The organism is Azospirillum sp. A26 (assembly GCF_042604635.1).
Lineage (GTDB): Bacteria > Pseudomonadota > Alphaproteobacteria > Azospirillales > Azospirillaceae > Azospirillum > Azospirillum palustre.
Map to the genome: position 1 here is coordinate 377,137 of NZ_CP170474.1, position 23,330 is coordinate 400,466.

20 protein-coding genes are annotated in these 23,330 nt (G+C 68.4%); 8 read left to right on the forward strand and 12 right to left on the reverse strand.

The window, feature by feature from the left end; genetic code table 11:
• Nucleotides 1–15: 15 nt before the first annotated feature.
• From ABNQ39_RS25420 to ABNQ39_RS25435, 4 genes are all read right to left on the reverse strand, one after another.
• Complete coding sequence (locus ABNQ39_RS25420; protein WP_376963449.1) at nucleotides 16–612, reverse strand: helix-turn-helix domain-containing protein; 597 nt, start codon at nucleotides 610–612, stop codon at nucleotides 16–18.
• Between the two features lie 262 nt (nucleotides 613–874).
• A complete protein-coding gene (locus ABNQ39_RS25425; RefSeq protein ID WP_098736932.1) occupies nucleotides 875–1,237 on the reverse strand; it encodes an HPF/RaiA family ribosome-associated protein in 363 nt (120 codons plus the stop codon).
• 210 nt (nucleotides 1,238–1,447) lie between these two features.
• Complete coding sequence (locus ABNQ39_RS25430; protein WP_376963453.1) at nucleotides 1,448–2,542, reverse strand: YeiH family protein; 1,095 nt, start codon at nucleotides 2,540–2,542, stop codon at nucleotides 1,448–1,450.
• 124 nt (nucleotides 2,543–2,666) lie between these two features.
• A complete protein-coding gene (locus ABNQ39_RS25435) occupies nucleotides 2,667–3,869 on the reverse strand; it encodes an ATP-dependent DNA helicase (protein WP_376963456.1) in 1,203 nt (400 codons plus the stop codon).
• Between the two features lie 129 nt (nucleotides 3,870–3,998).
• Between ABNQ39_RS25435 and ABNQ39_RS25440 the strand changes: the two genes are divergently transcribed.
• From ABNQ39_RS25440 to ABNQ39_RS25455, 4 genes are all read left to right on the forward strand, one after another.
• On the forward strand, nucleotides 3,999–4,973 hold the full coding sequence (locus ABNQ39_RS25440; protein WP_376963459.1) for an MBL fold metallo-hydrolase: 975 nt from the start codon (nucleotides 3,999–4,001) through the stop codon (nucleotides 4,971–4,973).
• A gap of 161 nt (nucleotides 4,974–5,134) precedes the next feature.
• Nucleotides 5,135–5,587, forward strand: coding sequence for a (2Fe-2S)-binding protein (locus ABNQ39_RS25445; protein ID WP_376963462.1), 453 nt, complete (start codon nucleotides 5,135–5,137; stop codon nucleotides 5,585–5,587).
• Between the two features lie 34 nt (nucleotides 5,588–5,621).
• Nucleotides 5,622–7,898, forward strand: coding sequence for a xanthine dehydrogenase family protein molybdopterin-binding subunit (locus tag ABNQ39_RS25450; RefSeq protein WP_376963465.1), 2,277 nt, complete (start codon nucleotides 5,622–5,624; stop codon nucleotides 7,896–7,898).
• An 8-nt stretch (nucleotides 7,899–7,906) separates the two neighbouring features.
• Nucleotides 7,907–9,199, forward strand: coding sequence for a c-type cytochrome (locus tag ABNQ39_RS25455; protein WP_376963468.1), 1,293 nt, complete (start codon nucleotides 7,907–7,909; stop codon nucleotides 9,197–9,199).
• A gap of 28 nt (nucleotides 9,200–9,227) precedes the next feature.
• Here ABNQ39_RS25455 and ABNQ39_RS25460 read toward each other — a convergent pair whose 3' ends face one another.
• The gene (locus ABNQ39_RS25460; RefSeq protein ID WP_376963471.1) at nucleotides 9,228–10,214 is read right to left on the reverse strand and encodes an aldo/keto reductase; all 987 of its coding nucleotides are present in this window, start codon (nucleotides 10,212–10,214) and stop codon (nucleotides 9,228–9,230) included.
• 190 nt (nucleotides 10,215–10,404) lie between these two features.
• On the opposite strand from ABNQ39_RS25460, the gene ABNQ39_RS25465 reads away from it, so the two are divergent.
• Entirely contained in the window at nucleotides 10,405–11,505 is a 1,101-nt protein-coding gene (locus ABNQ39_RS25465; protein WP_376963474.1) for a hypothetical protein, read from the forward strand.
• Nucleotides 11,506–11,518: 13 nt separating this feature from the next.
• Here ABNQ39_RS25465 and ABNQ39_RS25470 read toward each other — a convergent pair whose 3' ends face one another.
• A complete protein-coding gene (locus ABNQ39_RS25470; RefSeq protein WP_376963476.1) occupies nucleotides 11,519–12,004 on the reverse strand; it encodes an Lrp/AsnC family transcriptional regulator in 486 nt (161 codons plus the stop codon).
• A 119-nt stretch (nucleotides 12,005–12,123) separates the two neighbouring features.
• Between ABNQ39_RS25470 and ABNQ39_RS25475 the strand changes: the two genes are divergently transcribed.
• Entirely contained in the window at nucleotides 12,124–13,014 is an 891-nt protein-coding gene (locus ABNQ39_RS25475) for an EamA family transporter (protein WP_376963479.1), read from the forward strand.
• A gap of 13 nt (nucleotides 13,015–13,027) precedes the next feature.
• Here ABNQ39_RS25475 and ABNQ39_RS25480 read toward each other — a convergent pair whose 3' ends face one another.
• The 3 genes from ABNQ39_RS25480 to ABNQ39_RS25490 are packed head-to-tail and all read right to left on the reverse strand — an operon-like array spanning nucleotide 13,028 to nucleotide 16,086.
• Nucleotides 13,028–13,357 (reverse strand): AtuA-related protein, encoded by a 330-nt coding sequence (locus tag ABNQ39_RS25480; RefSeq protein ID WP_376963482.1) that lies wholly within the window; start codon nucleotides 13,355–13,357, stop codon nucleotides 13,028–13,030.
• A 1-nt stretch (nucleotide 13,358) separates the two neighbouring features.
• On the reverse strand, nucleotides 13,359–14,702 hold the full coding sequence (locus ABNQ39_RS25485) for an acyclic terpene utilization AtuA family protein (protein ID WP_376963485.1): 1,344 nt from the start codon (nucleotides 14,700–14,702) through the stop codon (nucleotides 13,359–13,361).
• Between the two features lie 37 nt (nucleotides 14,703–14,739).
• A complete protein-coding gene (locus ABNQ39_RS25490; protein WP_376963488.1) occupies nucleotides 14,740–16,086 on the reverse strand; it encodes a CitMHS family transporter in 1,347 nt (448 codons plus the stop codon).
• A 322-nt stretch (nucleotides 16,087–16,408) separates the two neighbouring features.
• On the opposite strand from ABNQ39_RS25490, the gene ABNQ39_RS25495 reads away from it, so the two are divergent.
• Nucleotides 16,409–17,341, forward strand: a complete 933-nt coding sequence (locus ABNQ39_RS25495; RefSeq protein ID WP_376963490.1) for a LysR family transcriptional regulator — start codon at nucleotides 16,409–16,411, stop codon at nucleotides 17,339–17,341.
• A gap of 130 nt (nucleotides 17,342–17,471) precedes the next feature.
• Complete coding sequence (locus tag ABNQ39_RS25500) at nucleotides 17,472–19,166, forward strand: methyl-accepting chemotaxis protein (RefSeq protein WP_376963493.1); 1,695 nt, start codon at nucleotides 17,472–17,474, stop codon at nucleotides 19,164–19,166.
• A gap of 20 nt (nucleotides 19,167–19,186) precedes the next feature.
• On the opposite strand, the gene ABNQ39_RS25505 is transcribed toward ABNQ39_RS25500, so the two are convergent.
• From ABNQ39_RS25505 to gudD, 3 genes are all read right to left on the reverse strand, one after another.
• Nucleotides 19,187–20,287 (reverse strand): lactonase family protein, encoded by a 1,101-nt coding sequence (locus ABNQ39_RS25505; protein ID WP_376963496.1) that lies wholly within the window; start codon nucleotides 20,285–20,287, stop codon nucleotides 19,187–19,189.
• A 96-nt stretch (nucleotides 20,288–20,383) separates the two neighbouring features.
• Nucleotides 20,384–21,907, reverse strand: coding sequence for a galactarate dehydratase (garD, locus tag ABNQ39_RS25510; protein ID WP_376963498.1), 1,524 nt, complete (start codon nucleotides 21,905–21,907; stop codon nucleotides 20,384–20,386).
• Between the two features lie 47 nt (nucleotides 21,908–21,954).
• A complete protein-coding gene (gene gudD, locus ABNQ39_RS25515) occupies nucleotides 21,955–23,292 on the reverse strand; it encodes a glucarate dehydratase (RefSeq protein ID WP_376963501.1) in 1,338 nt (445 codons plus the stop codon).
• Between the last annotated feature and the right edge of the window lie 38 nt (nucleotides 23,293–23,330).

The window sequence follows — 23,330 nt, forward strand, 5'->3', positions numbered from 1 at the left end:
CCGCTCTCCCCAAGGTCAGAGGATGTAGGACATGACGAGATACAGCACCGCCTCGCCATCGCCGGAATTGCGGTAGCGGTGGGGGACGTCGGCCTCGAACAGGATCGAGTCGCCCTCCTCCAGCCGGTGCTCGCCGTCCGCGGTGGCGATGTCGACCTGCCCGCGGCCAACCAGGATGTTTTCGACGGTGCCGGGGGAGTGGCCGTCGGCGGACTCGTCGGCGCCGGGCGACAGGCGCAGTTCGTAGAACTCCACCTGCCGCTCGCCCTTCAGCGGGAACAGGGCGCGGGAGGTGAAAAGGCCGTCGCGGGAGGTCAGGCTGCGCTGTTCGGCCCGCCGGATCACCGTGGTGCCAGCGTCGCCTCCGGTGCTGAGCAGGCTGGAAAATGACAGGTCCAGCGCCTTGGCAACCGTCCACAAGGTGCCGATGTCGGGACGGTGCCGTCCCTCCTCGATCGCCATCAGGATGTGAGGGTCGCTGCCGGACAGCTGTGCCAGCCCGTCGACCGACAGCCCCTGCCGACGGCGGAGGCCACGCAGATTGTCCCCGATCACCCCGACCAGATGGTCGAGAGACGGCGGGGCGGAGTGTTGAGCAGTGTCGATCGTCATGGCTCCGTTCTCCTGCGGCACGAATGACCGGAGCGACACGGCTCGCCCCGAAGGATCAGGGAGATTGAACACCATGTATTCCTACTTTTCAAGTAGTGAATTAAAATTCCTATGTGAATTATTCCGAAATTGTTTAATTTATACATTATGGAATTGTTCAATTTTACAGGTCTGCCGTAAAGCAAAGCGCCCCGCCCGTCCGGATGGCCGGATAGGCGGGGCGCTGGGCGGATCGGAAACGGACAGCTTGCCGTCCGGGCGATTATGGCAGGGCGGCGTCGGACGCGTGAGCCTTCACCTCGTGGCGATGACGCTCGGCGAAACGCTCCAAGGTGCGGCGTGCGGCGTCGAAGGCGTCACGGATGGCCGCATCGGCGCTCTCATGGCCATGACCGCCGGATTTGTCGCTGCGAACGACCAGTTCCTCTCCGGGAACGGTCAGGGCGACCTGGACGGTGTACTGCTTGCCCTGATGCTGATGGCGGTGCGGAACTTCGAAGACCACGCGTTTGGACAGGATGTTTCCGAAATAGCGGTCGAGCTTGTCGGCATGCTCGCGGATCGAATGCTCCAGGGCGGGAGAGGGGTCGATGTTGCGGAAGGCGATCTGCAACGGTTGACGCATGACCATGCTCCTTGTTCTACGCGCGGGGGCGCGCGGCGCCTGGGCCGCTCTCCCCGCGGGGCCCGCCCCATCCGCCGGCCGGTCGGTGAAAGGCGGGCGAAGGGGCTTGGTGATCCCAGGATCGCACAGCCCCGGAATCCTGCATTAACCTGCATCAATGCGGTCCTCGGGCGCCGGATGTAGACTCCCGCCCGTTTTCCAGCCCAAGCCTCACGTCAAGCCGATCAGGCGGATCAGGGTCAGGCTGATCGTGCCCAGCGCCAGCAGGGAAAGCACCACCGCCGCCGTCACCCGTCCGCCGGCACGTGCCACCGTCCGCACATCGACCCCCAGCCCCAGCGCCGCCATCGACACCACCGTCAGCAGGGTGGCCGCGTGCTCCATCGCCGGCAGGGCGGCATGGGGGATGAGGTCGAACGAACGCAGGGCGATCATCGCCAGGAAGCCCTGGATGAACCACGGCACCAGATGATGGACCGGCGGACGGGGCCGGCGTTGACGCGGCGCGCCGGCATCGGCGTCAACCGCGTCTCCGCCCAGCCGGGGCGCCAGCAGCAACAGCAGCAGGCAGACCGGCCCGAGCATCAGCACCCGCACCAGCTTTACCAGCGTGCCGACCTGCACGGCGGTGGCGCCCAGCGGTGCTGCGGCGGCGATCACCTGCGGCACGGCATAGACGGTCAGTCCGGCCAGCGCGCCATACTGCACCCCGCTCAGCCGCAACCCGATGCCGAGCAGCGGCAGGCCAAGCACGACGGCCACGCCGAGCACGGCGGTGAAGGCGATGGAGGCGGCGACGTCGTCGCTGTGCGCATCGATCACCGGCGCCACCGCGGCGATGGCCGAATTGCCGCAGATCGCGTTGCCGCAGGCCACCAGCACCGCCATGCGGACCGGCAGGCCGAGCAGCCGCCCGATCCCGAATCCCGCCAACAGCGCCAGCGCCACTACGCCGGCGATGCCCAGCAGCAGGGCCGGTCCGGCCGACAGGATGGTCGCCGCGCTGACCGAGGCCCCCAGCAGAACAACCGCCACTTCCAGCAGGATTTTGGCGGAAAAGGCGATGCCCGGTTGCCAGCGTGCCGGCGGGGTCCAGGCGGTGCGGAGCGTGGTGCCGATTAGGATCGCCAGCACCAGCGCCTCGATCCATGCCTCGCCGAACAGCGCCACCTCCGCCCTCGCCGCGGCGAAGGCGAGTGCGGTAACGGCGACGCACAGTGCAAGACCGGGCAGAAGGCTGCGGATTTGGAAAAGCACGGGCTTTCCCGGCACCGCCTTTGCGGGTGCCGCGGTGTCAGGGATCATGGAACGGGTCTCCGGAAGCGGTCGGGACCGGAAAAACACCGTTCCCATGCGTAAAATTATGGAGACCGCTTCCGATCACATCCAACACAAAGATGTGATGCGTTCGATAAATTGAGTTTATGGATCAGGCAGGCAGGCCGTCGTCGAATTCGGGCACCTTCCACGGCCCGCCGAGGTCGGCATTGCGCAGCAGCAGAACCAATTCCTCGCGCGAGCGGGTGACGGCGGTGTAGAGCCAGCGCCAGCGATGCTCCCGGAAGGCGGCCGAATCGTCCACCACGGTGACCGACGGGAATTCCGACCCCTGCGAGGCATGGCAGGTGATCAGCCACGCCCAGTCGTAAAGCTGGATGTCCTTGCCCACCCGCGGCTGGACCATCCCCTCGGTGTAGTGGGCCTGGAACATCCAGGGATGGACGATCAGCTTGCTGCGCGACCGCACCTCGTCCTCCATCTGCACGCCGAGCGACCACAGGCCGGCATCGCGGCCCTGCGCCTCGGCCGCCGGCCGGGTCAGGGACCCGATCATGCCGTTGAAGAGCCCCTCGTCCTTCTGGTTGCGCCGGCAGATGACCCGCTCCCCCGCCTGCGGCATCGTGGAGTCGTGGCCCAGCAGCGTGCGCATGCGCTTGGTGTAGGTGGTGCGGACGCGGTGGGTGCCGCAGATCGCCTGTGAGGACTGCCGCATCACCAACGATTGGGTGCGATGCTCCAGCGGCAGGACATGGACCTTGCCGACGGACCCGAAGCGCCGCGGCATCTCCTGCCGGCGCAGCAGATGGGCTAGCCGGATCACCGGGCTTTCGCGGGCGGTGCGGTGCGGCTCGGTCAGGCGGAAATCCGGCTCCCCGCTGGTGAACAGCCCCTGGCCGGAGACCGGCGGCAGCTGGTAATCGTCGGCGATGACGAGGATCTTCTTGCCGGTCCGCATCAGGTCGCGCGCCAGATCGTCGCCGATCATCGACCCCTCGTCGCAGACGATCAGGTCGGCGTCGGCGACCGGCCCGTCGTTGCGGCGGGCGAAGATCAGCTCGCCGCTGTCGCCGTCCTTGCGCGGGGCGTAGAGCAGCGAATGCAGGGTCGCCGCCCCGTCGATGCCCTTCTGGCGCAGCACCTGGGCGGCCTTGCCGGTGGGGGCGCCCACTACATAGTCGGTCAGCCGGCGGCGCTCCAGCAGATGCTCCAGCGCGAAGACGGTGGTCTTGGTCTTGCCGGTCCCGGCCTCCCCGGCCAGCCAGAAGACCTGCTGGGCGTCGTCGTCCTTGTACCAGGCGTCGATCGCCTGGATGGCGCGATGCTGTTCATCGGTCGGGCTATCGGACTGCATTGGATCGAACCGGGATCAAACCATGAATGAAGACGGCACAGTAGCCTGACCGCCCACCGCCGGTCCATAGAACTTCGCCGCGGCGACACCATCTCCTCCGGGACCATGGTTGCAAAGGATCCGGTACGCATGCGCAATCCCTATTGGCAGGGTCCGGTAACGTCGAATTTCGACGGGCTGCGCTTCTTCAATCCGGGCGAACCGGAAACCGACCGCAGCCTGCGCCAGCTGCTGCGCTGGCAATTCGGGCGGAAGGCGGTCAAATGGCCGCGGCAGGTGGCGGTCACGCCGGTGATGCCGGCCCGGCACGTCACGGGCCTCCGCGTGACGGTGGTTGGGCATGTCACCACCCTGGTCCAGGCGGCCGGACTGAACATCCTGACCGACCCGGTCTGGTCCGACCGCGCCAGCCCGGTCCGCTTCGCCGGGCCGAAGCGGGTCACGGCACCGGGCATCCGCTTCCACGATTTGCCGAAGATCGACGCGGTTCTGGTGTCGCACAACCATTACGACCATCTCGACGTGGCGACGCTGAAGCGCCTGCACCGGCGCGATGCGCCGCTGATGGTCACGCCGCTCGGCAACGATACCATCCTGCGCAAGCATATCCCGGGAGTGCGGGTCGCGGCGGGCGACTGGTGGAGCCGGTTCGAGCTGTCGCCGGAAACGGAAGTCCACATCGTGCCGGCCAACCACTGGTCGGCGCGCACCGGGCGTGACCGGCGCATGGCGCTGTGGGGCGGCTTCGTCCTGCGCACCCCGGCGGGCTCGGTCTATTTCGCCGGGGACACCGGCTATGGCAGCGGGGCGGCCTTCCGCGCCATCGGCGAACGACTGGGAGCCTGCGATCTGGGGCTGATTCCCATCGGCGCCTATGACCCGCGCTGGTTCATGTCCGCCCAGCATTGCGACCCGGACGAGGCGGTGCGGATCATGCAGGACATCGGGGCGAGGAAGGCCGTCGGCATCCATTGGGGAACCTTCGCCCTGACCGACGAAGCGCGGGACGAACCGCCGCAACTGCTGCGCGCCGCGCTGGCCAGCCACGGCATCGACCCTGCCCGCTTCGAAGTGGGGCACCCGGGGACGGTGGTGGACAGCTGAACGGCGACAGGACCGCCAGCCCCCCGAACCTGAACCGTGGGCATAGGCCGCCTGTGTGACGGAACATAGGCGGGCGGCCACGGTTCTGCCCTTCAAGCACGCACCGCCATCGCCGCCGATGGTGGCGGTTCGCCGTGGCAGCAGGCAGGGCCGGAGGTTCGATGATCACGCTCACCGTCAATGGCGAAACGCATCAGGTCGACGTTCCGCCGGATATGCCGCTGCTGTGGGTCCTGCGCGACGTCGTCGGGCTGAGCGGGACCAAGTTCGGCTGCGGCATTGCCCAATGCGGCGCCTGCACCGTGCATCTGGACGGCAAGCCGGTCCGCTCCTGCATCCTGCCGGTGGAGTCGGTCGGCACGCGCGCCGTCACCACGGTGGAGGCGGTCGGCCAGACCGCGGCGGGACAGAAGATCCAGGAAGCCTGGCTGGCGCTGGAGGTGGTCCAGTGCGGCTATTGCCAGTCGGGACAGGTGATGTCCGCCGCCGCCCTGCTGGCGCGCACCCCCAAGCCGTCCGATGCCGACATCGACGCCGCCATGGCGGGCAACATCTGCCGCTGTGGCACCTACTCCCGCATCCGCGCCGCCATCAAGCAGGCCTCGCAAGCCTGAGCCGCATCGTTTCAGTCCGCCGGGAACACCGATCATGGACAAGCCGACCTTCGCCCGCGTCGATGGTGCCACGCTGCCGGCCGCGACGCGCCGCCGCGTCCTTCAGGGCGGGGCGCTGCTGATCGCCTTCGCCGCCATGGGCCGCCGCAAGGCCTGGGCGGCGGGCGAGGAGCCCAGCCTGCGCATGCTGGGGGCCGGCGATGCCGACAAGGACGGCGACGCCTTCCAGGGCTTCGCGCCCGGCGGCTTCATCCGCATCGGCCGCGACAACTCCATCACCCTGATCGTCCCCAGCGTCGAGATGGGACAGGGCATCTACACCGGCGAGGCGATGCTGATCGCCGAGGAGCTGGAAGTCGGGCTGGATCAGGTGAAGGTCGTCCCCGCCCCGCCGAACGAGGAGCTTTATCAGCAACCCCTGCTGAAATCGCAGTCGACCGGCGGCTCCACCTCGATCCGCGGCGCCTGGGTGCCGCTGCGTCAGGCCGGTGCCGCGGCGCGCGGCATGCTGATCGGGGCGGCGGCGGCGCAATGGGGGGTCGATGCGGCGGACTGTACGGCGGAGCGGGCGGTCATCACCCACCGACCGACCGGCAGCACCGTCACCTATGGCGAGGTGGTGGAGGAAGCGTCGAAGCAGCCGGTGCCGAAGGACCCGCCACTGAAGGATCCGAAGGATTTCCGGCTGATCGGCCAATCGGTCCGCCGGGTGGAAACGCCGAGCAAGGTCGACGGCACCGCGATCTTCGGCATCGACATCCGCGTGCCCGGCATGAAGGTGGCGACGGTGACCGCCTGCCCGGTGTTCGGCGGCAAGCTCGCCGCGGTGGACGACAAGGCGGCACGGGCCATTCCAGGCGTGCGCGACGTGGTGCGGATCGACGATGCGGTGGCGGTGATCGGCGACCATTTCTGGGCGGCGAAGCAGGGGATGGAGGCGCTCGACATCAGTTGGGACTATGGCGCCAATGCCGGCGTCAGCAGCGCCGCCATCCGCGCCGACTTGAAGGCCAAGTCGGAAAGCGGCAAGGCCATTCCCGCCCGCCGCGAGGGCGACGTGGACGGCGCCATGAAGGCAGCGTCCAAGCGGGTGGAGGCGGTCTACCAGCTGCCCTTCCTGGCGCATGCGACGATGGAGCCCATCAACACCACCGTCCATGTCCGGCCCGGCGAATGCGAGATCTGGGTCGGCACCCAGGTCCCGACAGCGGCGCAGGCGCTGGCCGCCAAGGAGGCCGGGCTGCCGGTGGACAAGGTGATCCTGCACAACCAGCTGCTGGGCGGCGGCTTCGGACGGCGGCTGGAAGCGGACTCCATCGGGCAGGCGGTCGCCATCGCCAAGCAGGTCGACTACCCGGTCAAGATCGTCTGGACCCGCGAGGAGGACATCCGCCGCGACATCTTCCGCCCCGCCTATCACGACCGCATCGCCGCCGGGCTGGGGGCGGACGGCCTGCCGACGGTGTGGACCGACCGCGTCACCGGCGGCTCGGTCATGGGCCATTACTTCCCCGGCGGACTGGAGGAGGGCAAGCTGGACGCCGACGCGGTGGAGGGAGCGAAGGAAACGCCCTACCGCTTCCCGGCCCTGACTGTCGAATGGGTGCGCGCCGACCCGCCGGTGCCGATCACATGGTGGCGCGGCGTCGGCCCGACCCACAACGTCTTCGTCGTCGAAAGCTTCATGGACGAGCTGGCGCATGCCGCCGGGAAGGACCCGGTGGAGTACCGGCGCGCCTTGCTCGCCGACAATCCGCGCTCGCTGGGCGCCCTGAACCTCGCGGCGGAGAAGGCCGGCTGGGGAAGCCCGCTGCCGGCCGGGACCGGGCGCGGCGTCTCGCTGCACGATTCCTTCGGCAGCCATGTCGCGATGGTGATGGAGGCGGCGGTGGATGCCGCCGGGCTGATCCGGCTGAAGCGCATCGTCGCCGTCATCGATTGTGGGCTGGCGATCAATCCCGACAGCGTGAAGGCGCAGTTGGAAGGCGGCATCCTGTTCGGGCTGTCGGCGGCCCTCTACAGCGGCATCACCTTCGCCGATGGGCGGGTGGAGCAGAGCAACTTCCACGACTACCGCAACCTGCGCATCAACGAGACTCCGCCGATCGAGGTCCATGTGGTGCAGAGCAGCGAGGGGCCGGGCGGCGTCGGCGAGACCGGCACGGTGTCGGCCGCGCCCGCGCTGGGCAACGCGATCTTCGCCGCCACCGGCAAGCGGCTGCGCAGCCTGCCCTTCCCACGCGACGAACTGCGGTCGAAGGGCAGCGGCCGTGACGTGCTGTCGATGGCGCCCATCGGCGGCGAGGGCTGAGGATGACGATGAGACGTTTGGCAGTGTGGCTGCTGGCCCTGGTGGCGCTGCTGGTGGTCGCGGCAGGCGCCTTCTTTTTCCTGCCGCACCGGCTGGACGAGGTCGCCGTCCTCAAGACGACCGGGCCGGAGCTGGTCGCACGCGGCGAATACATCGCCCAGGCCGCCGACTGCGCCGCCTGCCACAGCATGCCCGGCGGGAAGCCCTATGCCGGCGGCCTGCCCTTCACGCTGGCCTTCGGCACCATCTACTCTCCCAACATCACGCCGGACAAGGAGACGGGGATCGGCGACTGGTCCGATGCGGAGTTCGTGCGGGCCATGCGCCACGGCGTCGGCAAGGACGGCGAAGATCTCTATCCCGCCTTCCCCTACACCGCCTACACGCTGATGAGCGACCAGGACATCCTGGCGGTGAAGGCCTATCTGGCCAGCCTGCCCCCGGTGAAGTCGCAGGCGCCGGCAAACCAGTTGAGCTTCCCCTACAACCAGCGCTATGTGATGCGGGCGTGGAAGCTGCTGTTCATGCCGGACGGGCGGATGCAGCCCGACCCGTCGCATCCGCCCGACTGGAACCGCGGCGCCTATCTGGTGGAGGCGCTGGGCCATTGCGGCGAATGCCACACGCCGCGCAACCGGCTGTTCGCTCTGGACAAGGACCGCAAGTTCGCCGGAGCCGAGGCGGCAGGATGGAAGGCCTACAACATCACTTCCGACAAGCAGACCGGCATCGGCGGCTGGAGCGACAAGGAACTGGCGGATTATCTGTCGACGGGTCATGCCGAGGGCCGCGGTTCGGCGTCCGGCAGCATGGCGGAGGTGGTGGATTACAGCCTGCGGCACCTGACGGCGGAGGACATCAAGGCGATGGTCGCCTATCTGCGCACGATCCCGCCGCAGACCTCCGACCTCGCCGCTGCGATCAACCCCCATCCGCCGGCCGCCAAGGCGCCCTCCGCCTATGCCCCGCCGGCCGACGAGAGCGGCAAGGACACCATCGGTCTTCGGGTGTTCCAGAGCGCCTGCGCCAGCTGTCATGGCTGGAACGGCGAGGGGTTGCAGCATTCCCATGCGGCGCTGACCGGCAGCCAGTCGGTCAACGACCCTGCGGGCACCAATGCGCTGAAGGTGATCCTGCACGGCACGCGGCTGGAGACGCGGGAAGGCGAGGTCTTCATGCCCGGTTTCGCCGCCGGATACGACGACGTGGAGATCGCAGCGGTCACCAACTACGTGCTGGGCCATTTCGGCGGCAAGCAGGCCAGCGTCACCCCGGCGGATGTGGCGGCGGCGCGGCACTGAGACGTCAGCGCCGCCACCGCCTGTTTGCTCACGCGGCCGTCGGCGCCTGCTCCGGCAGGACGCCGGAAGCCTTCAGCTCCCGCCAGAAGTCGGCGGGGATCGGCTGGCCCATCAGCGCCACATTCTCATGCACGCGCGCCGGGTTCTTGGTGCCGGGAATGACCGAGGCGACGACCGGATGCGCGGCGCAGAATTGCAGGGCCGCCGCGCGCAGGTCGACACCATGGCGCTTGGCGATCTCCGCCAGCCGGTCGCGCGCCGCCACCTTGTCGGGGGAGGCCTCCTGATACTCGAAATTCTTGCCTCCGGCGATGATGCCGGAGTTGTAGGGGCCGCCGACCACCACATGGACGCCGCGCTCGGCGCAACGCGGAAACAGCTCGTCCAGTGCTGGCTGGTTCAGCAGGCTGTAGCGTCCGGCCAGCAGGAAGACGTCGGGGTCCGCCCGCTCCAGCGCCATCACGCAGGGCTCCACCCGGTTGACGCCAAGGCCCCAACCGCGGATCACCCCCTCTTCGCGCAGCCGGGTCAAGGCGACGGCGGCGCCCTTCATCGCGGTGTCGAACACCTCCAGCCAGCGGTCGCCATGGGCGTCCTCGGCGCAGTCATGGATATAGGCGATGTCGATGCGCGCCATGCCAAGCCGTTGCAGGCTGTCCTCGATGGAACGGCGCACGCCGTCGGCGCTGTAATCGTAATCGACGCGGAACGGCAGGCCCTTCACGAAGGGGCCGTGCTGACCGCCCTTGCTGGCATCGGCGCGCAGCAGCCGGCCGACCTTGGTCGACAGAACGAACCCGTCGCGCGGACGGCTGCGCAGGACATGGCCGAACCGGTGTTCGGAAATGCCGGGACCATATTCGGGGGCCGTGTCGAAATAGCGGATGCCGGCATCCCAGGCGGCGTCGAGGGTGGCCGCGGCCGTCTCGTCGGTCACCTCCTCGAACATGTTGCCCAGGGGTGCGCCGCCGAAGCCGAGCGGGCCGGGCGGGGCGAAATGCGTGCTGTCTGACATTGGAAAACCTTTCCGTCTCTGGCACCGTTCGATGCACCCGATCAACACCGCGCCTCACCGGGCCGTTCCTGAACCAGGCGGGCTCCGCCGACTGTCCAGCCGGCGCTTGACTGGCATTTCGCGCATGCCCAGCTTGCTACGCGGGCCAGCTTGCGACGCGGAATGGACGGGGATCGGGACGTAGATGGCGATGGGGGCGGACGAAAACACGGAAATCCTTGGCGAGGCCCGCCGAATCCTCGCCGCCGGGGACGAGGGCGCGCTGGCACCTCCGGCAACGCTGGGCGATCTGGCGAACTTGCTCGCCGACACCTTCGATGAGAGCTACACCGCCGAGCGGGCACTAGCCCTGCTGACGCCCGCAAGACGCCGCGCTCTGAAAAGCCGTTTCGTCTCCACCGACGAGAGCGGAGGCACTGAGGTCTGGCTGCCCGCCGATGTGCTGGACCGGCTGCGCGATGTCGCCGACACGCCGCTCGACGCCATCCGCACCCTGCTGGACAGCGGGCGCGGCCTGCCGGAAGCGGGCAGCGAGGAGTATTGCCGCAAGCGCCGCTGCGCCCCCCAGCTGCTGCTGTCCGATCCCGGCGCCTGGCAGTGCCGGACCTGCGGCCTGACCGGGAGGGCCGACCTGCCGCCCAACCCCATCGTCGCCGACCACCTGACCGACCAGCGAAGCCGCATCGCCGAGCTGCACGCCCTTGCCGCCGCGATCCATGAGGGCTGGGGCGCCGGCGAGCGCTTCACCGTCGCCGATGCCGCGGCCAACCGCCTGCCCGGTATCCCGACCGACCGCGACCGGCTGAAGTCGCTGCTTGCCGATCTTCTGCGCGACGGGCTGCTGGAAGAGGCCCCCGGCCCGCGTGGTGGCGCCGGCTACCGCGTGCTGGAGGAGCCGCCGGACTGGATCGCCGATGCCATGGCCGAACGCCGCCGGCAACGGGAAGCGGAGGCACGCGTCCGCGAAGACCGCGCCGCCGCCCTGCGCAAGGTGCTGGAGGACGGATTGACCCATACCACCGCCGCCGGAGAGCGTGTGGAGATCATGCAGAGCGACCGCGGCCTGGAACTGCGCTTCCCCGCCATCCCGTCCTGGGAATTGCGGGAGGAGATGAAGCGGCAGGGCCATTGCCGGTGGGACGGCCGGCGGCGGCGCTGGTGCCGCCTGTCCCCGGTCACCAGCGTCGAGCCCTGGCTGGCGGCCGCGCTCGACGCCGGCGCAACGGTGGCGCCGCTGGGCACGGCCGACCCGGATGCCGAGGATTGGGGATACGAGGAGTGGCCGGATTGACCGGCCTGCCGTCCTACAGGTCCACCTCCAGGGTCACCTTCACCGGATCGAGCACGACCATCGTCTGGAAGGACTGTACCAGTTCGTTGTCGGCGAACAGCCGGCGCGACAGAACCTCGTAGCTCGCCATGTCCGGGACCAGCAGGATCAGGACGAAGCTCGCCTTCCCGGTGACGAAATAGCATTGCTGCACCTCCGGCGCCTCGCGGAACAGGCGCTTGGCGGCAGCGATGGTCGGGGAGCGGTCGTTGACCGTCTGGACCTCCACCACCACCGTCACACCCTGCCCGGCCGCCACCGGATCGACCACCGATACATTGCGGCGGATGATGCCGGCCGCCTCCATCCGGGCAATGCGGCGCTGCACGGCCGGGGCGGACAGATGCACCGCCTCGCCGATCTCACGCTGGGAGGTCTTGTTGTCCAGTTGCAGGATGCGCAGGATCGCGCAGTCCTGGTCATCGAGCTGATCCGGCGGGCGAGCGATTGTTGAGCGCATGGCGGCTTCGGCGAAAGAACGGTGCGTCGGAAGCCCCAAACTTAAGCGCCCTCTGCCCCATCGTCACAGTATCTTTTCATAAGACCTCTTCCGTCGAACCTTCTGCCGGGAGCCCGCGCGTGGCGAACGCCTCCATTGAGTCCACCTCCGCCTCCCGTCCGGAACCGGCGGCGCTGCCGCTGCTGCTCCTGCTTGCCTCGCTGCTGTCGCAATATGTCGGAGCGGCGTCGGCGAAATCGCTGTTTCCGCTGGTCGGGGCAGAGGGCGTGACCGGCCTGCGGGTGGGACTGTCGGCGCTGATGCTGATGGCGATTCTGCGGCCGTGGCGCAGCCTGCCCGGCCGCGGGGATTTGCGCAACCTGCTGGTCTATGGCGCCACGCTGGGGGCGATGAACCTGTCGATCTACCGTGCGATGGAGCTGATCCCCATCGGCATCGCCATCGCCATCGAGGTGACCGGGCCGCTGGCGGTGGCGCTGCTGGGCTCGCGCCGGCTGAAGGATTTCCTGTGGATCGCCTGCGCCGCGGTCGGGCTTGTCCTGCTGCTGCCGCTGCACGAGGCGTCCGGCGTTCTGAACCCGGTGGGCGTCGCCTATGCGGCGGCGGCGGCCTTCTGCTGGGCACTCTATATCGTGTTCGGCAAGCGCGCCTCGGCCCTGCCGGGTGGGCAGGCGGTGGCCTGGGGCATGCTGGTGGCGGCCAGCTTCACCGTCCCGCTGGGGATTTCCCATGCCGGGGCCGGGCTGCTGGTCCCGGCGGTTCTGCTCACCGGCTTGGCGGTGGCGGTGCTGTCGAGCATGGTGCCCTATCTGCTGGAGATGATGGCGCTCCGCCGCCTGCCGAGCCATGTGTTCGGCCTTGCCGTCAGCGCCTCCCCCGCCGTGGCGGCGCTGATCGGCTTCCTGATGCTGGGCGAGCGGCTGAGCGCGGTGCAGTGGGCCGCCATCGCCTGCATCATGTTCGCGTCGGCCGGCAGCGCGCTGGGCAAAGCCCGGCGTGGCCGGGAGTAACGCGCCTCTCCCGTCACGCCGCCTGGATGGGCCGGGCGATGTCGGGCATTTCGAGGTCCAGCAGCGCCGACGCCAGACACTTGCCATGGGCATCGAGCGCCAGCGAGCGGGTCACGCCGCCGCCGAGCGCCTGCCGCATCACGAAGTTCAGCGCGCCGATGCTGGGGATCTCGTAGCGCACCACCTCGCCATGCACGACCTCGTGGAACAGGTCCTTCACGCGGTCGGCGGTGACGTGGGCCTCGATCAGTGGATAATCCGCCTCGTCGAAGGCGATGACGGAGATGTTGGAGATGTCGCCCTTGTCTCCGGTGCGGGAGTGGGCGATGTCGCGGAGTTTCATGTCAGGCCTCCATAAACTCGATGGCGGGCTTTGCCAGTTCGCGGGGCAGCAGGGCCGACAGCATCGCCACCACGTCCTTCGCCGACTTGGTGGCGCCGCCGCCGCTGGCCGGGCCGTTGGTGTAGAGGGTCTCGACCTCGTTGCCGATGCGCTGCGCCTCCTTCAGGCTGCCGGTGCGGCCGACGACGCGGACGCGCACTTCGTAGGGCTCCTGCCCGCCGGCGGTGGACAGCGCCGTGCCGTGGATGGAATCGACGCCGATCAGGTCGAAGCGCAGTTCGGTCGCCGCGACACCGGTCAGCGCCAGACGCTCGCGCACGATCTCCAGCGCCAGCCGGCCGCGCGCCAGCGCGCCAGGACCGGCGTAGGACATCTGCCCCTCGCCGATGAAGCTGTCGATGTAGCCGACCGAGACCTTCAGCGTGGGCGGCCGCGGGCGTCCGGTGGCGCCGGCCACGCGCACCCGGTCCGGCCCCTCCTGGGTGAAGCGCACCTGCGAGAAGTCGGCCACCACGTCGGGGGTGAAATAGGCGGCGGGGTCGTGGATCTCGTAGAGCAGCTGTTCCTTGCAGGTGGCGGTGGTCACTGCGCCGCCGGATCCCGCCACCTTGGTGATGACGGCGCTACCGTCCTCTCCCACCTCGGCGATGGGGAAGCCGAGCCGGGCCAGGGCGGCGACGTCCTTCAGACCCGGATCGGCGAAATAGCCGCCGGTGATCTGGCCGGCGCATTCCAGCAGATGCCCGACCAATGTCCCCTTGCCGAGCCGGTCCCAATCTTCCATCGACCAGCCGAACTCGAAGATCTGCGGGGCGAGGAAGAGGGCCGGGTCGGCGACGCGGCCGGTGATGACGATGTCGGCTCCGGCCTTGAGCGCCTCGACGATGGGGGCGGCGCCGAGATAGGCATTGGCGGAGACCAGACTGCCGGCCATCGAAGAGACCGGCGCACCGGTTTCCTCGATGCGATGGTCGCCGGATTTAAGCGTCTCCAGCACGTCGTCGCCCGACACCGCGGCGATCTTCAGCCCCTCCAGGCCGAGCGACCGGGCGATGTCCCGCGTCCTCGCCGCAGCGGCAGCCGGGTTGGCCGCCCCCATGTTGGTGACGATGCGGATGCCCTTCTCATGACAGGGCCGCAGCACCGCCAGCATGCGCTCCGCCAGCAGCGGGTCGTAGCCCTGCGCCGGGTCCTTCAGCTTGGCGCCCTGGGCGATGGCGATGGTGCGCTCCGCCAGGCATTCGAAGACGAGATACTGGATGTCACCCTTCTCGGCCAGTTCAACGGCCGGCTCGATGCGGTCGCCCGAATAGCCGGCGCCCGATCCGATGCGGATGGTCTTCATGATGGTACTCCTGTGTGCGAACCCCCTTGGGCCCGCGTCAGAAGGGGATGACCCCGAGGATGGCCGCGGCGATGGTCATGACGACCGAGGCGGCGAACAGATAGGGGATCGAGAATTTCTGGTGCTCGCCCAGCCCGATGCCGCACAGGCCGACGACCAGGAAGGTAGCGGGGGTGAGCGGGCTGACCGGGAAGCCGACGGTCATCTGGCCGAGAACGGAGGCCTGGGCGATCTGGATCGGATCGCCGCCCAGCGTTTTATAGACTTCGGCGATCACCGGCATCATGCCGAAGTAATAGGAGTCCGGGTCGAACAGCAGGCTGAGCGGCATCGACAGGATGCCCAGCGCGAAGGGAACATGCTGCGCCATGTCCGGCGGGACGAAGGCGACGGCGGACTGGGCCATGGCCGTCAGCATCTTGGTGCCGGTCATGATACCGGTGAAGACGCCGGCCGCCAGCAGGATGCTCGCCATCATCAGCGCCGCCTTGGCGTGGGCGTCGACGCGCTCCTTCTGCATCTTGACGTCGGGATAGTTGATCATCAGCGCCAGCACGGTGCCGACCATGAACATCACCACCGGATCGACCGCCCCCTCGATCATCACGGCCATAATCACGGCGGTGAGGATCAGATTGACCCAGAACAGCTTGGGACGGCGGATCTTGATCTGCTCCGGCGTCAGCACGCGCGGCGCCGGCCCGACCGGGGCGGCATCCACCCCCATGGCGCCGACCGACCGCGCCTCCCCCGCCGCCAACGGCCGCGAGGACAGGCCGAGACGCCGCTCCTCGCGCTTGCCGAGCAGGAAGGCGACGGTGAAGATGAACAGCAGCCCGATGCCCTGCACCGCGATCAGCGGATTGAAGATGTCGGTCACCGGCACCTTCAGCGCAGCGGCCGACCGGATCATCGGGCCGGTCCAGGGCAGGAAATTGACGCCCGCCGCCATCGACACGCACAGCGCCAGGATGCGCTTGTCCATGCCCAGCCGGTCGTAGAGCGGCAGCATCGCCGGAATGGTGATGAGGAAGCAGACGGCGCCCGACCCGTCGAGATGGATCAGCAGGGCCAGCAGGGTGGTGCCCATGGTGATGCGGGCCGGCTTGGTGCCAACCACCCGTAGGATGCGGTCGATGATCGGGTCCATCATCCCGGCATCGGTGACGACACCGAAGAAGATGATGGCAAAGACGAACATGCCGGCGGTGGGCGCGATGGAGCGGATGCCGGCAATGATGAACTTGCTGGTTTCGAGACCGAAGCCGCCCACCAGCGCGGCGATGATCGGCACGGCGATCAGCGCGACCAGCGGCGACATCCGGTTGGTCATGATCGCCGCCAGCAGAACGACGATGGTTGCCAAGCCGAGTAACGCGAGCATGTAACCTCCTCCATGGCCGTTGTTATTGTTGTTTTCCGTCCGCTGCACGATCCCTTCACGTCCAGTGAAGAAACATGGCGGAGTCCTGCGGGCGGCCGGCTTCGATCCCCGAGTAACGCCGCATGAGCGGATTTCAATAAAACTGCGTCTTTTGCGACTCCGGCCAACGGAAGCACTGGCAGCGGGGCCTTTTATAAATCAGCCACTTTGCCGCACCGTACCGAAGCGGTGTCTGCGATTGACACTGTACGAACCCACAATCAGATTAGAGAAATGAATTTGTTGTATCACGGTAATTTGATTTTTCTATAAGAGGCGCGCCATGCTCCAGGGAGTGAGACATATCAAGGCCTTCGTCGCCGTGGCTCGCCTCGGCAGCTTCACGAAGGCTGCGGCGGAGGTCAACCTGTCGCAGCCGGCGCTGACCGTGCAGATCCGCCAGCTCGAAGAAAGCCTCGGCGTGCGGCTGTTCGACCGCAACAAGCGGCAGGTGGTGCTGACCCGGGCGGGCCGCGACCTGCTGCCCGCCTTGCAGCGGGTGCTGGCCGAGTTGGATGCGGTGATGAGCGTCAGCCACGATCTGGCCGGGCTGCGGCGCGGCTCGGTGTCGGTCGCCACCCTGCCGTCGGTCGCCGCCGGGCTGCTGCCCATCGCCATCCGCCGCTTCGCCGCAGACCACCCCAACATCGACGTCCGGGTCAGCGACGTCGTCGCCGAGCAGATCATCCAACTGGTCAAGGCGGAGGAGGTCGATTTCGGGATCGGCAGCCGGGTCGGTCCCGACCGCGACGTCGAGGTGATCGACTTCCTCTGCGACCGCATGTGCGCCTTCTTCCCGGCCGACCACCCGCTGAACGGCCGGCGCCCGCTGCTGCTGAAGGACATCGTCGCCTTCCCGATGATCCTGACGGCGCGCGGCACCAGCGTGCGGTCGCTGGTCGAGCGGGCGTTGGAGAAGGAGGGGCTGGAGATCAGCCTGTCCTGCGAGGCGAACTACATGTCGACGGCGGTGGGCATGGTGCGGGCCGGGCTCGGCGTCTCGGTCCTGCCGGAATCCGCCGTCGACGCCGCCTCCTGCGAGGGCATCGTGGTGGAGCCGATCCGCACCGCCGGGCTGGTGCGCCGGATCGGCTTCATCCGCAAGACCGGCCGCTCCCTGTCGCCGGCGGCGGAACGCTTCGCCGCCCTGCTGCGCGAGGTCGCCGGCCCGACGCTCGCCCATTTCTCCAGCATGGAGACCGCCTCGAAGCGGTAACGTGGCTGGAATAATTTTTTAACTGGATAGCGTCAGTATATTACTGAAATCAGCCAATCCGATTTCACCCGCCCTCCTCCTTCGTAGTATATCAGTTGCCGCCCCCGACGCGCGCGACATGAAGGCACCCATGAGACTCCTGGAAAATCTGACGATCCGGGCAAAGCTGACCGCACTGGTCGCCTTGTCCGTCCTGGCTCCGGCCGTGGTGATCGCCATCAGCAGCAGCTTCGCCCACCAGCGCATGATCGACGACCGCATCGACACCATCCGCGCGGCGGTGGAGATGGCGGTCGGCATGGCGAAGGGGCTGAATGCCGAGGTCGAGGCGGGAACCCTGCCGCGCGAGCAGGCGTTGGCGCGCTTCCGCAACGCGGTGCATGCGATGTCCTACCATGACGGCGCCGACTATCTGTTCGCCTACGATCTCAACGGCATCGCCGTCGCCAATCCCTCCAACCACAAGGCGGTCGGCACCGACCGGATGGGGCTCCAGGACAAGGCCGGCAAGTATTTCGTCCGCGAGATCGTCGACACGCTGCGCCGTCAGGACAACGCCATCATCCATTATGTCTGGCCGAAGCTGGGGTCCGACGTCCCGCTGCTGAAGACCAACTATGTGCAGCGCTACCAGCCGCTGGGCCTGATCGTCGGTTCCGGCGTCTACACCGACGACATCGACGCCGCCTATCACGAATTCCTGACCAGGACCGGCGCCGCCACCGCCGCGCTGATTGCCGCGCTGGTGCTGATCGCCTTCATGGTCAACCGCGACATCGTGCGCTCGCTGCATCGTCTGCGCGACAAGATGACGGCGCTCGCCGCCGGCGACATGGGCGTCACTTTCCCGGAGGCGACGCGGCGCAACGAGATCGGCGGCATGGCGCAGGCGCTTCAGGTGTTCAAGGAGAACGCCCAGGCCAAGGCCAGCCTGGAAGCCAGCCAGGCCGAGCAGGCGGAGCGTGCCGCGGCCGAGAAGCGGGAGGCGATGACGACGCTCGCCAGCCATTTCGAACAGACCGTCGGCAACCTGATTCACGACGTCGCCGGCGAGGCGGACGCCATCGAACGGCGCGCCCAGGACATGACGCGCGCCGCCGACGAGACCGGCAGGCTGGCCGGCGCCGTCACCGCGGCGACCGAACAGACCTCCGCCAACGTCCAGACCGTCGCCGCGGCGACGGAGGAGCTGACCAGCTCGATCAACGAGATCAGCCGCCAGGTCGGCTCGTCGGCCGAGATCGCCCGCGAGGCGGTCGAGAGCGCCGAACGGGCCAACGGCAAGGTCGAGGGGCTGGCCGGCGCGGTGGAGCGGATCGGCGCCGTGGTCGGCCTGATCAACTCCATCGCCAGCCAGACCAACCTGCTGGCGCTCAACGCCACCATCGAAGCGGCCCGTGCCGGCGAAGCCGGGCGCGGCTTCGCCGTGGTGGCGACCGAAGTCAAGGCGCTCGCCAACCAGACGGCGCAGGCAACCGAGGAGATCGCCGCCCAGGTCGCCGCCATCCAGGGCGAGACCGCCCAGGCAGTGCGCGAGATCAGGGACGTGGCGCAGGTCATCGGCCGGGTCAACGACGTCGCCACCTCCATCGCCTCGGCGGTCGAGCAGCAGGGGGCTGCGACCCGCGAGATCAGCCGCAACATCCAGCAGGCCGCCCGGGGCAGCCACGAGGTGTCGTCCAGCATCGGCGGCGTGAACGAGGCCGCCGGGCGGAACGGCACGGTCGCCTATGAAGTGCTGGAGAATGTCCGGGAGCTGTCGATGCAGACCGAAAGCCTGCGCGGCGAGGTCGGCCGCTTCCTGGCACAGGTGCGGGCCGGCTGACCGGCCCGCACCTGTGCCTTTTACGGCGCGGTGACGAACTCCACCCAGTTCGGCTGCTTGCCGGCCGGATAGCGGGCGAGCGGGATGAGCGCGCCGCTGCCGCCGTCGATGCGGTAGACGGTCATGCCGTCCGACTTCTCGCCCACCGCCGCCAGGAACCGGCCAGTCGGGTCGATGTTGAAGCCGCGCGGCTGTTCCTCGGTCGCCACGCTGGCGAGCGGGGTCAGCTCGCCGCTTTCCGGGTCGATCCGGAAGGAGCGGATGGTGCTGGTCCGCCGTTCCGAGATGTAGAGGAAGCGGCCGTCCGGCGTCGTGTGGATGTCGGCGGCCCAGGGCTCGCCCTTGAAATCGGCCGGCAGGGACGGCAGGCGCTGCATCTCCGTCAGCCTGCCGGTCGCGGGGTCGTAGGCGAACACCGCGACGGCGGCGTCCAGCTCGTCCACCAGATAGAGGTGGCGGCCGTCAGGATGGAAGACGATGTGGCGCGGACCGGATTTCACCGGCAGCGCCACCGACGGCGGATCGTTCTCGCTCAATCCCCCGGTGGCCGCGTCGAAGCGGAACTGCACCAGCCGGTCGGACCCCAGGTTGGTGGCGAAGGCGAAGCGGTTGTCGGGCGACGGCTGGATCGAATGGGCGTTCTTGCCGGTCGCCACCACCTGCTGCGGCGGCCCGACCTTGCCGTCCGGCCCGATTGGGTTGACCGCCACCTTGTCGCCGCCGTAGGACGCGCTGAACAGGTACTTGCCGCTGCGGTCGGTGACGATGTTCGCCATGCTGTCGGCCAGCGGGCCGCTGCCAAGATGGCTCAGCTTCCCGGTCGCCGCGTCGATGGCGAAGATCTGCACCTGATAGGGCTGCGAGCGCACGCCGGCATAGAGGAAGCGCCGGTCGGGACTGAGCGCCAGGGGGGTGGAGGATCCGGGCTTGTCCACCCCGACGAAGGGCACCGTCCCCATCGGGGTCATGGCACCGCTGTTGCCGTCCAGCCGGAAGACGCTGATGTCGTTGCTGCCGGCGTTGGACACATAAGCGAAACTGTCGGCTTGCGCCGGCACGGCTGCGACGAAGGCAGCGGAAGTCAGCAGCATCGCCAGCGCGATGCCGGTGCGGCGTCCCATGGTTATCCTCCCTTGTGTGGATATATCCTCCCGCCGCGGGCGCCGGTTGCTCCGGTCATCTCCGCCGCGGGGGTCTTCGGGTCCGGTCAGGCCGGATCAGGTCACCGGCGCCGGGTTGAACAGGGTCAGCGCGTTGCGCAGCCCCCAATGGTCGGCCCAGGTCTGCTTGTGGCCGCTCGCCACCTCCAGGATCAGGCGGAACAGCTCCCAGCCCACATCCTCGATGGTGGCTTCGCCGGTGGCGATACGGCCGGCATCGACGTCGATCAGGTCATGCCAGCGCGAGGCCAGCTCGGTCCGCGTCGCCACCTTGATCACCGGCGCCATGGCGAGGCCGTAAGGCGTGCCGCGCCCGGTGGTGAACACCTCGATGTTGCAGCCCGACGCCAGTTGCAGCGTGCCGCAGATGAAGTCGCTGGCCGGCGTGGCGGCATAGAGCAGCCCCTTGCGCGTCGCCCGCTCGCCCGGCGACAGCACGCCGGCAATCGGGCTGGTGCCCGACTTGGCGATGGAGCCCAGCGCCTTCTCCACCACGTTGGCGAGGCCGCCCTTCTTGTTGCCGGGGGTCGGGTTGGCGCTGCGGTCGGCCGAACCGGTCTCCAGATAGTCGTCGTACCAGCGCATCTCGCGGATCAGCGCCCGGCCGGTCTCCTCGTCGATGGCGCGCGGCGTCAGCAGATGGATGGCGTCGCGCACCTCCGTCACTTCGGAGAACATGACCGTCGCCCCGGCCCGCACCAGCAGGTCGGCGGCATAGCCCAGCGCCGGGTTGGCGGTCACGCCGGAAAAGGCGTCGCTGCCGCCGCATTGCAGCCCGACGACGAGGTCCGACGCCGGGCAGGTCTCGCGCCGCCGCTCGTTCAGCTGGGCCAGCCGGCGGTCCGCCATCTCCAGGATGGAGGCGACCATGTCGCCGAAGCCCTGGTGGCGTTCGTCCTGCAAGGTGACGATGCTCGGCTCGACCCCGGCCGGCAGCAGCCGTTCCGGCTGGAGCTTCTCGCAGCCGAGCCCGACCACCATCACCGCCCCGCCCAGGTTGGGGTTGCGGGCGAGGTTTTGCAGCGTGCGGATCGGCACCACGGCGCCCGGCGCGTTGATCGCCACGCCGCAGCCGTAGGTGTGGTTGAGGGCGACAACGTCATCGACGTTGGGGTATTTCGGCAGCAATTCCTTCTTGATCCGCTCGATGGCGAAATCCATCACGCCTGCGACGCACTGCACGCTGATGCTGATGCCCAGCACATTCTTGGTGCCGACCGTCCCGTCGGGATTGCGGTAGCCCTCGAAGGTGTAGCCGTCCAGCGCCGGTGCATCGGGCGGCACGGCGGTCGCCAACGGCAGCGTGTCGAGATCCGGCGCCTGCGGCAGCAGGACCAGCGACTCCTCGATCCAGGCGCCGCGGCGCACCGGCCGGGCGGCGGTGCCGATCACCTGCCCATAGCGGACAATCGACGCCCCTTCGTCCAGGTCGGCCAGCGCCACCTTGTGTCCCTGCGGCACGAAGTCGGTCAGGACCAGCCCGCACTCGAACTCCGTCCCCGGCGGCAGCCCGCCGGAATTCACCACGATGGCGACGTTGTCCTCGGGATGGACCAGGATGTAGAGAGGCTTCTGGGTCATGGCTTGCCCTGACTGTTTGGTCGGGTTGAAGGCGTTGCGGAGCGGCTTCACCGCATCAGGCACGGCCGTTTGTTGTCGAACGTCCAGCCGGGGATCAGGTACTGCATCGCCGTGGCGTCGTCGCGGGCGCCCAGCCCGTGCCGCTTGTAGAGGTCGTGCGCCTTCGCCAGCTCGTCCATGTCGATCTCGACGCCCAGACCCGGCTTCTGCGGTACGGCGACCAGACCGCCCTCGATGCGGAACGGCTCCTTCGTCAGGCGCTGGCCGTCCTGCCAGATCCAATGGGTGTCGATGGCAGTGATGCGGCCGGGAGCGGCGGCGGCGACATGGGTGAACATCGCCAGCGAAATGTCGAAATGATTGTTGGAGTGTGACCCCCAGGTCAGGCCCCACTCGTGGCACATCTGGGCGACGCGGACGGACCCTTGCATGGTCCAGAAATGCGGGTCGGCCAGCGGGATGTCGACCGACTGCAACTGGATGGCATGGCCCATCTGGCGCCAGTCGGTGGCGATCATGTTGGTGGCGGTCGGCAGGCCGGTGGCGCGGCGGAACTCCGCCATGACCTCGCGCCCGGAATAGCCCCGCTCGGCGCCGCAGGGATCCTCGGCATACGCCAGCACGTCGCCCTTGCCCTTGCAAAGGCGGATCGCCTCCTCCAGCGACCACGCGCCGTTGGGATCCAGCGTGACGCGGGCCTGGGGGAAGCGCTTGGCCAGCGCCGTCACCGCCTCGATCTCCTCTTCGCCGCGCAGCACGCCGCCCTTCAGCTTGAAGTCGTTGAAGCCGTAGCGGTCGTGCGCCGCCTCGGCCAGCCGCACCACCGCGTCGGGGGTCAGCGCCACCTCGTTGCGCAGGCGGAACCAGTCGTCCTTGGCGTCCGTCTCGGCACGGTAGCCCAGATCGGTCCTGTTGCGGTCGCCGACATAAAACAGGTAACCCAGCATCTCCACCGCGTCGCGCTGCTGCCCCTCGCCCAACAGGGCCGCCACCGGCACCTCCAGGAACTGGCCCAGCAGGTCGAGCAGCGCCGCCTCCAGGGCCGTCACCGCATGGATGGTGATGCGCAGGTCGAAGGTCTGCAAACCGCGCCCGCCGGAATCGCGGTCGGCGAAGCCGCGGCGCACGCTGTTGAGGATGGCGTTCCAGGCGCCGACCGGCTGGCCGACCACCAGGGCGCGAGCATCCTCCAGCGTCTGGCGGATCCGCTCGCCGCCCGGCACCTCGCCGACGCCGGTGTGGCCGGCGCTGTCCTTCAGGATCACCACGTTGCGGGTGAAGTGGGGCGCATGGGCGCCCGACAGGTTCAGCAGCATGCTGTCCTGGCCGGCGACCGGCACGATCAGCATTTCGGTGACCTTGGGCGACGACATCTGAGTTGCCATGATGCGGGAGTCTCGACAGCGGGAACGGCGGGATGGTC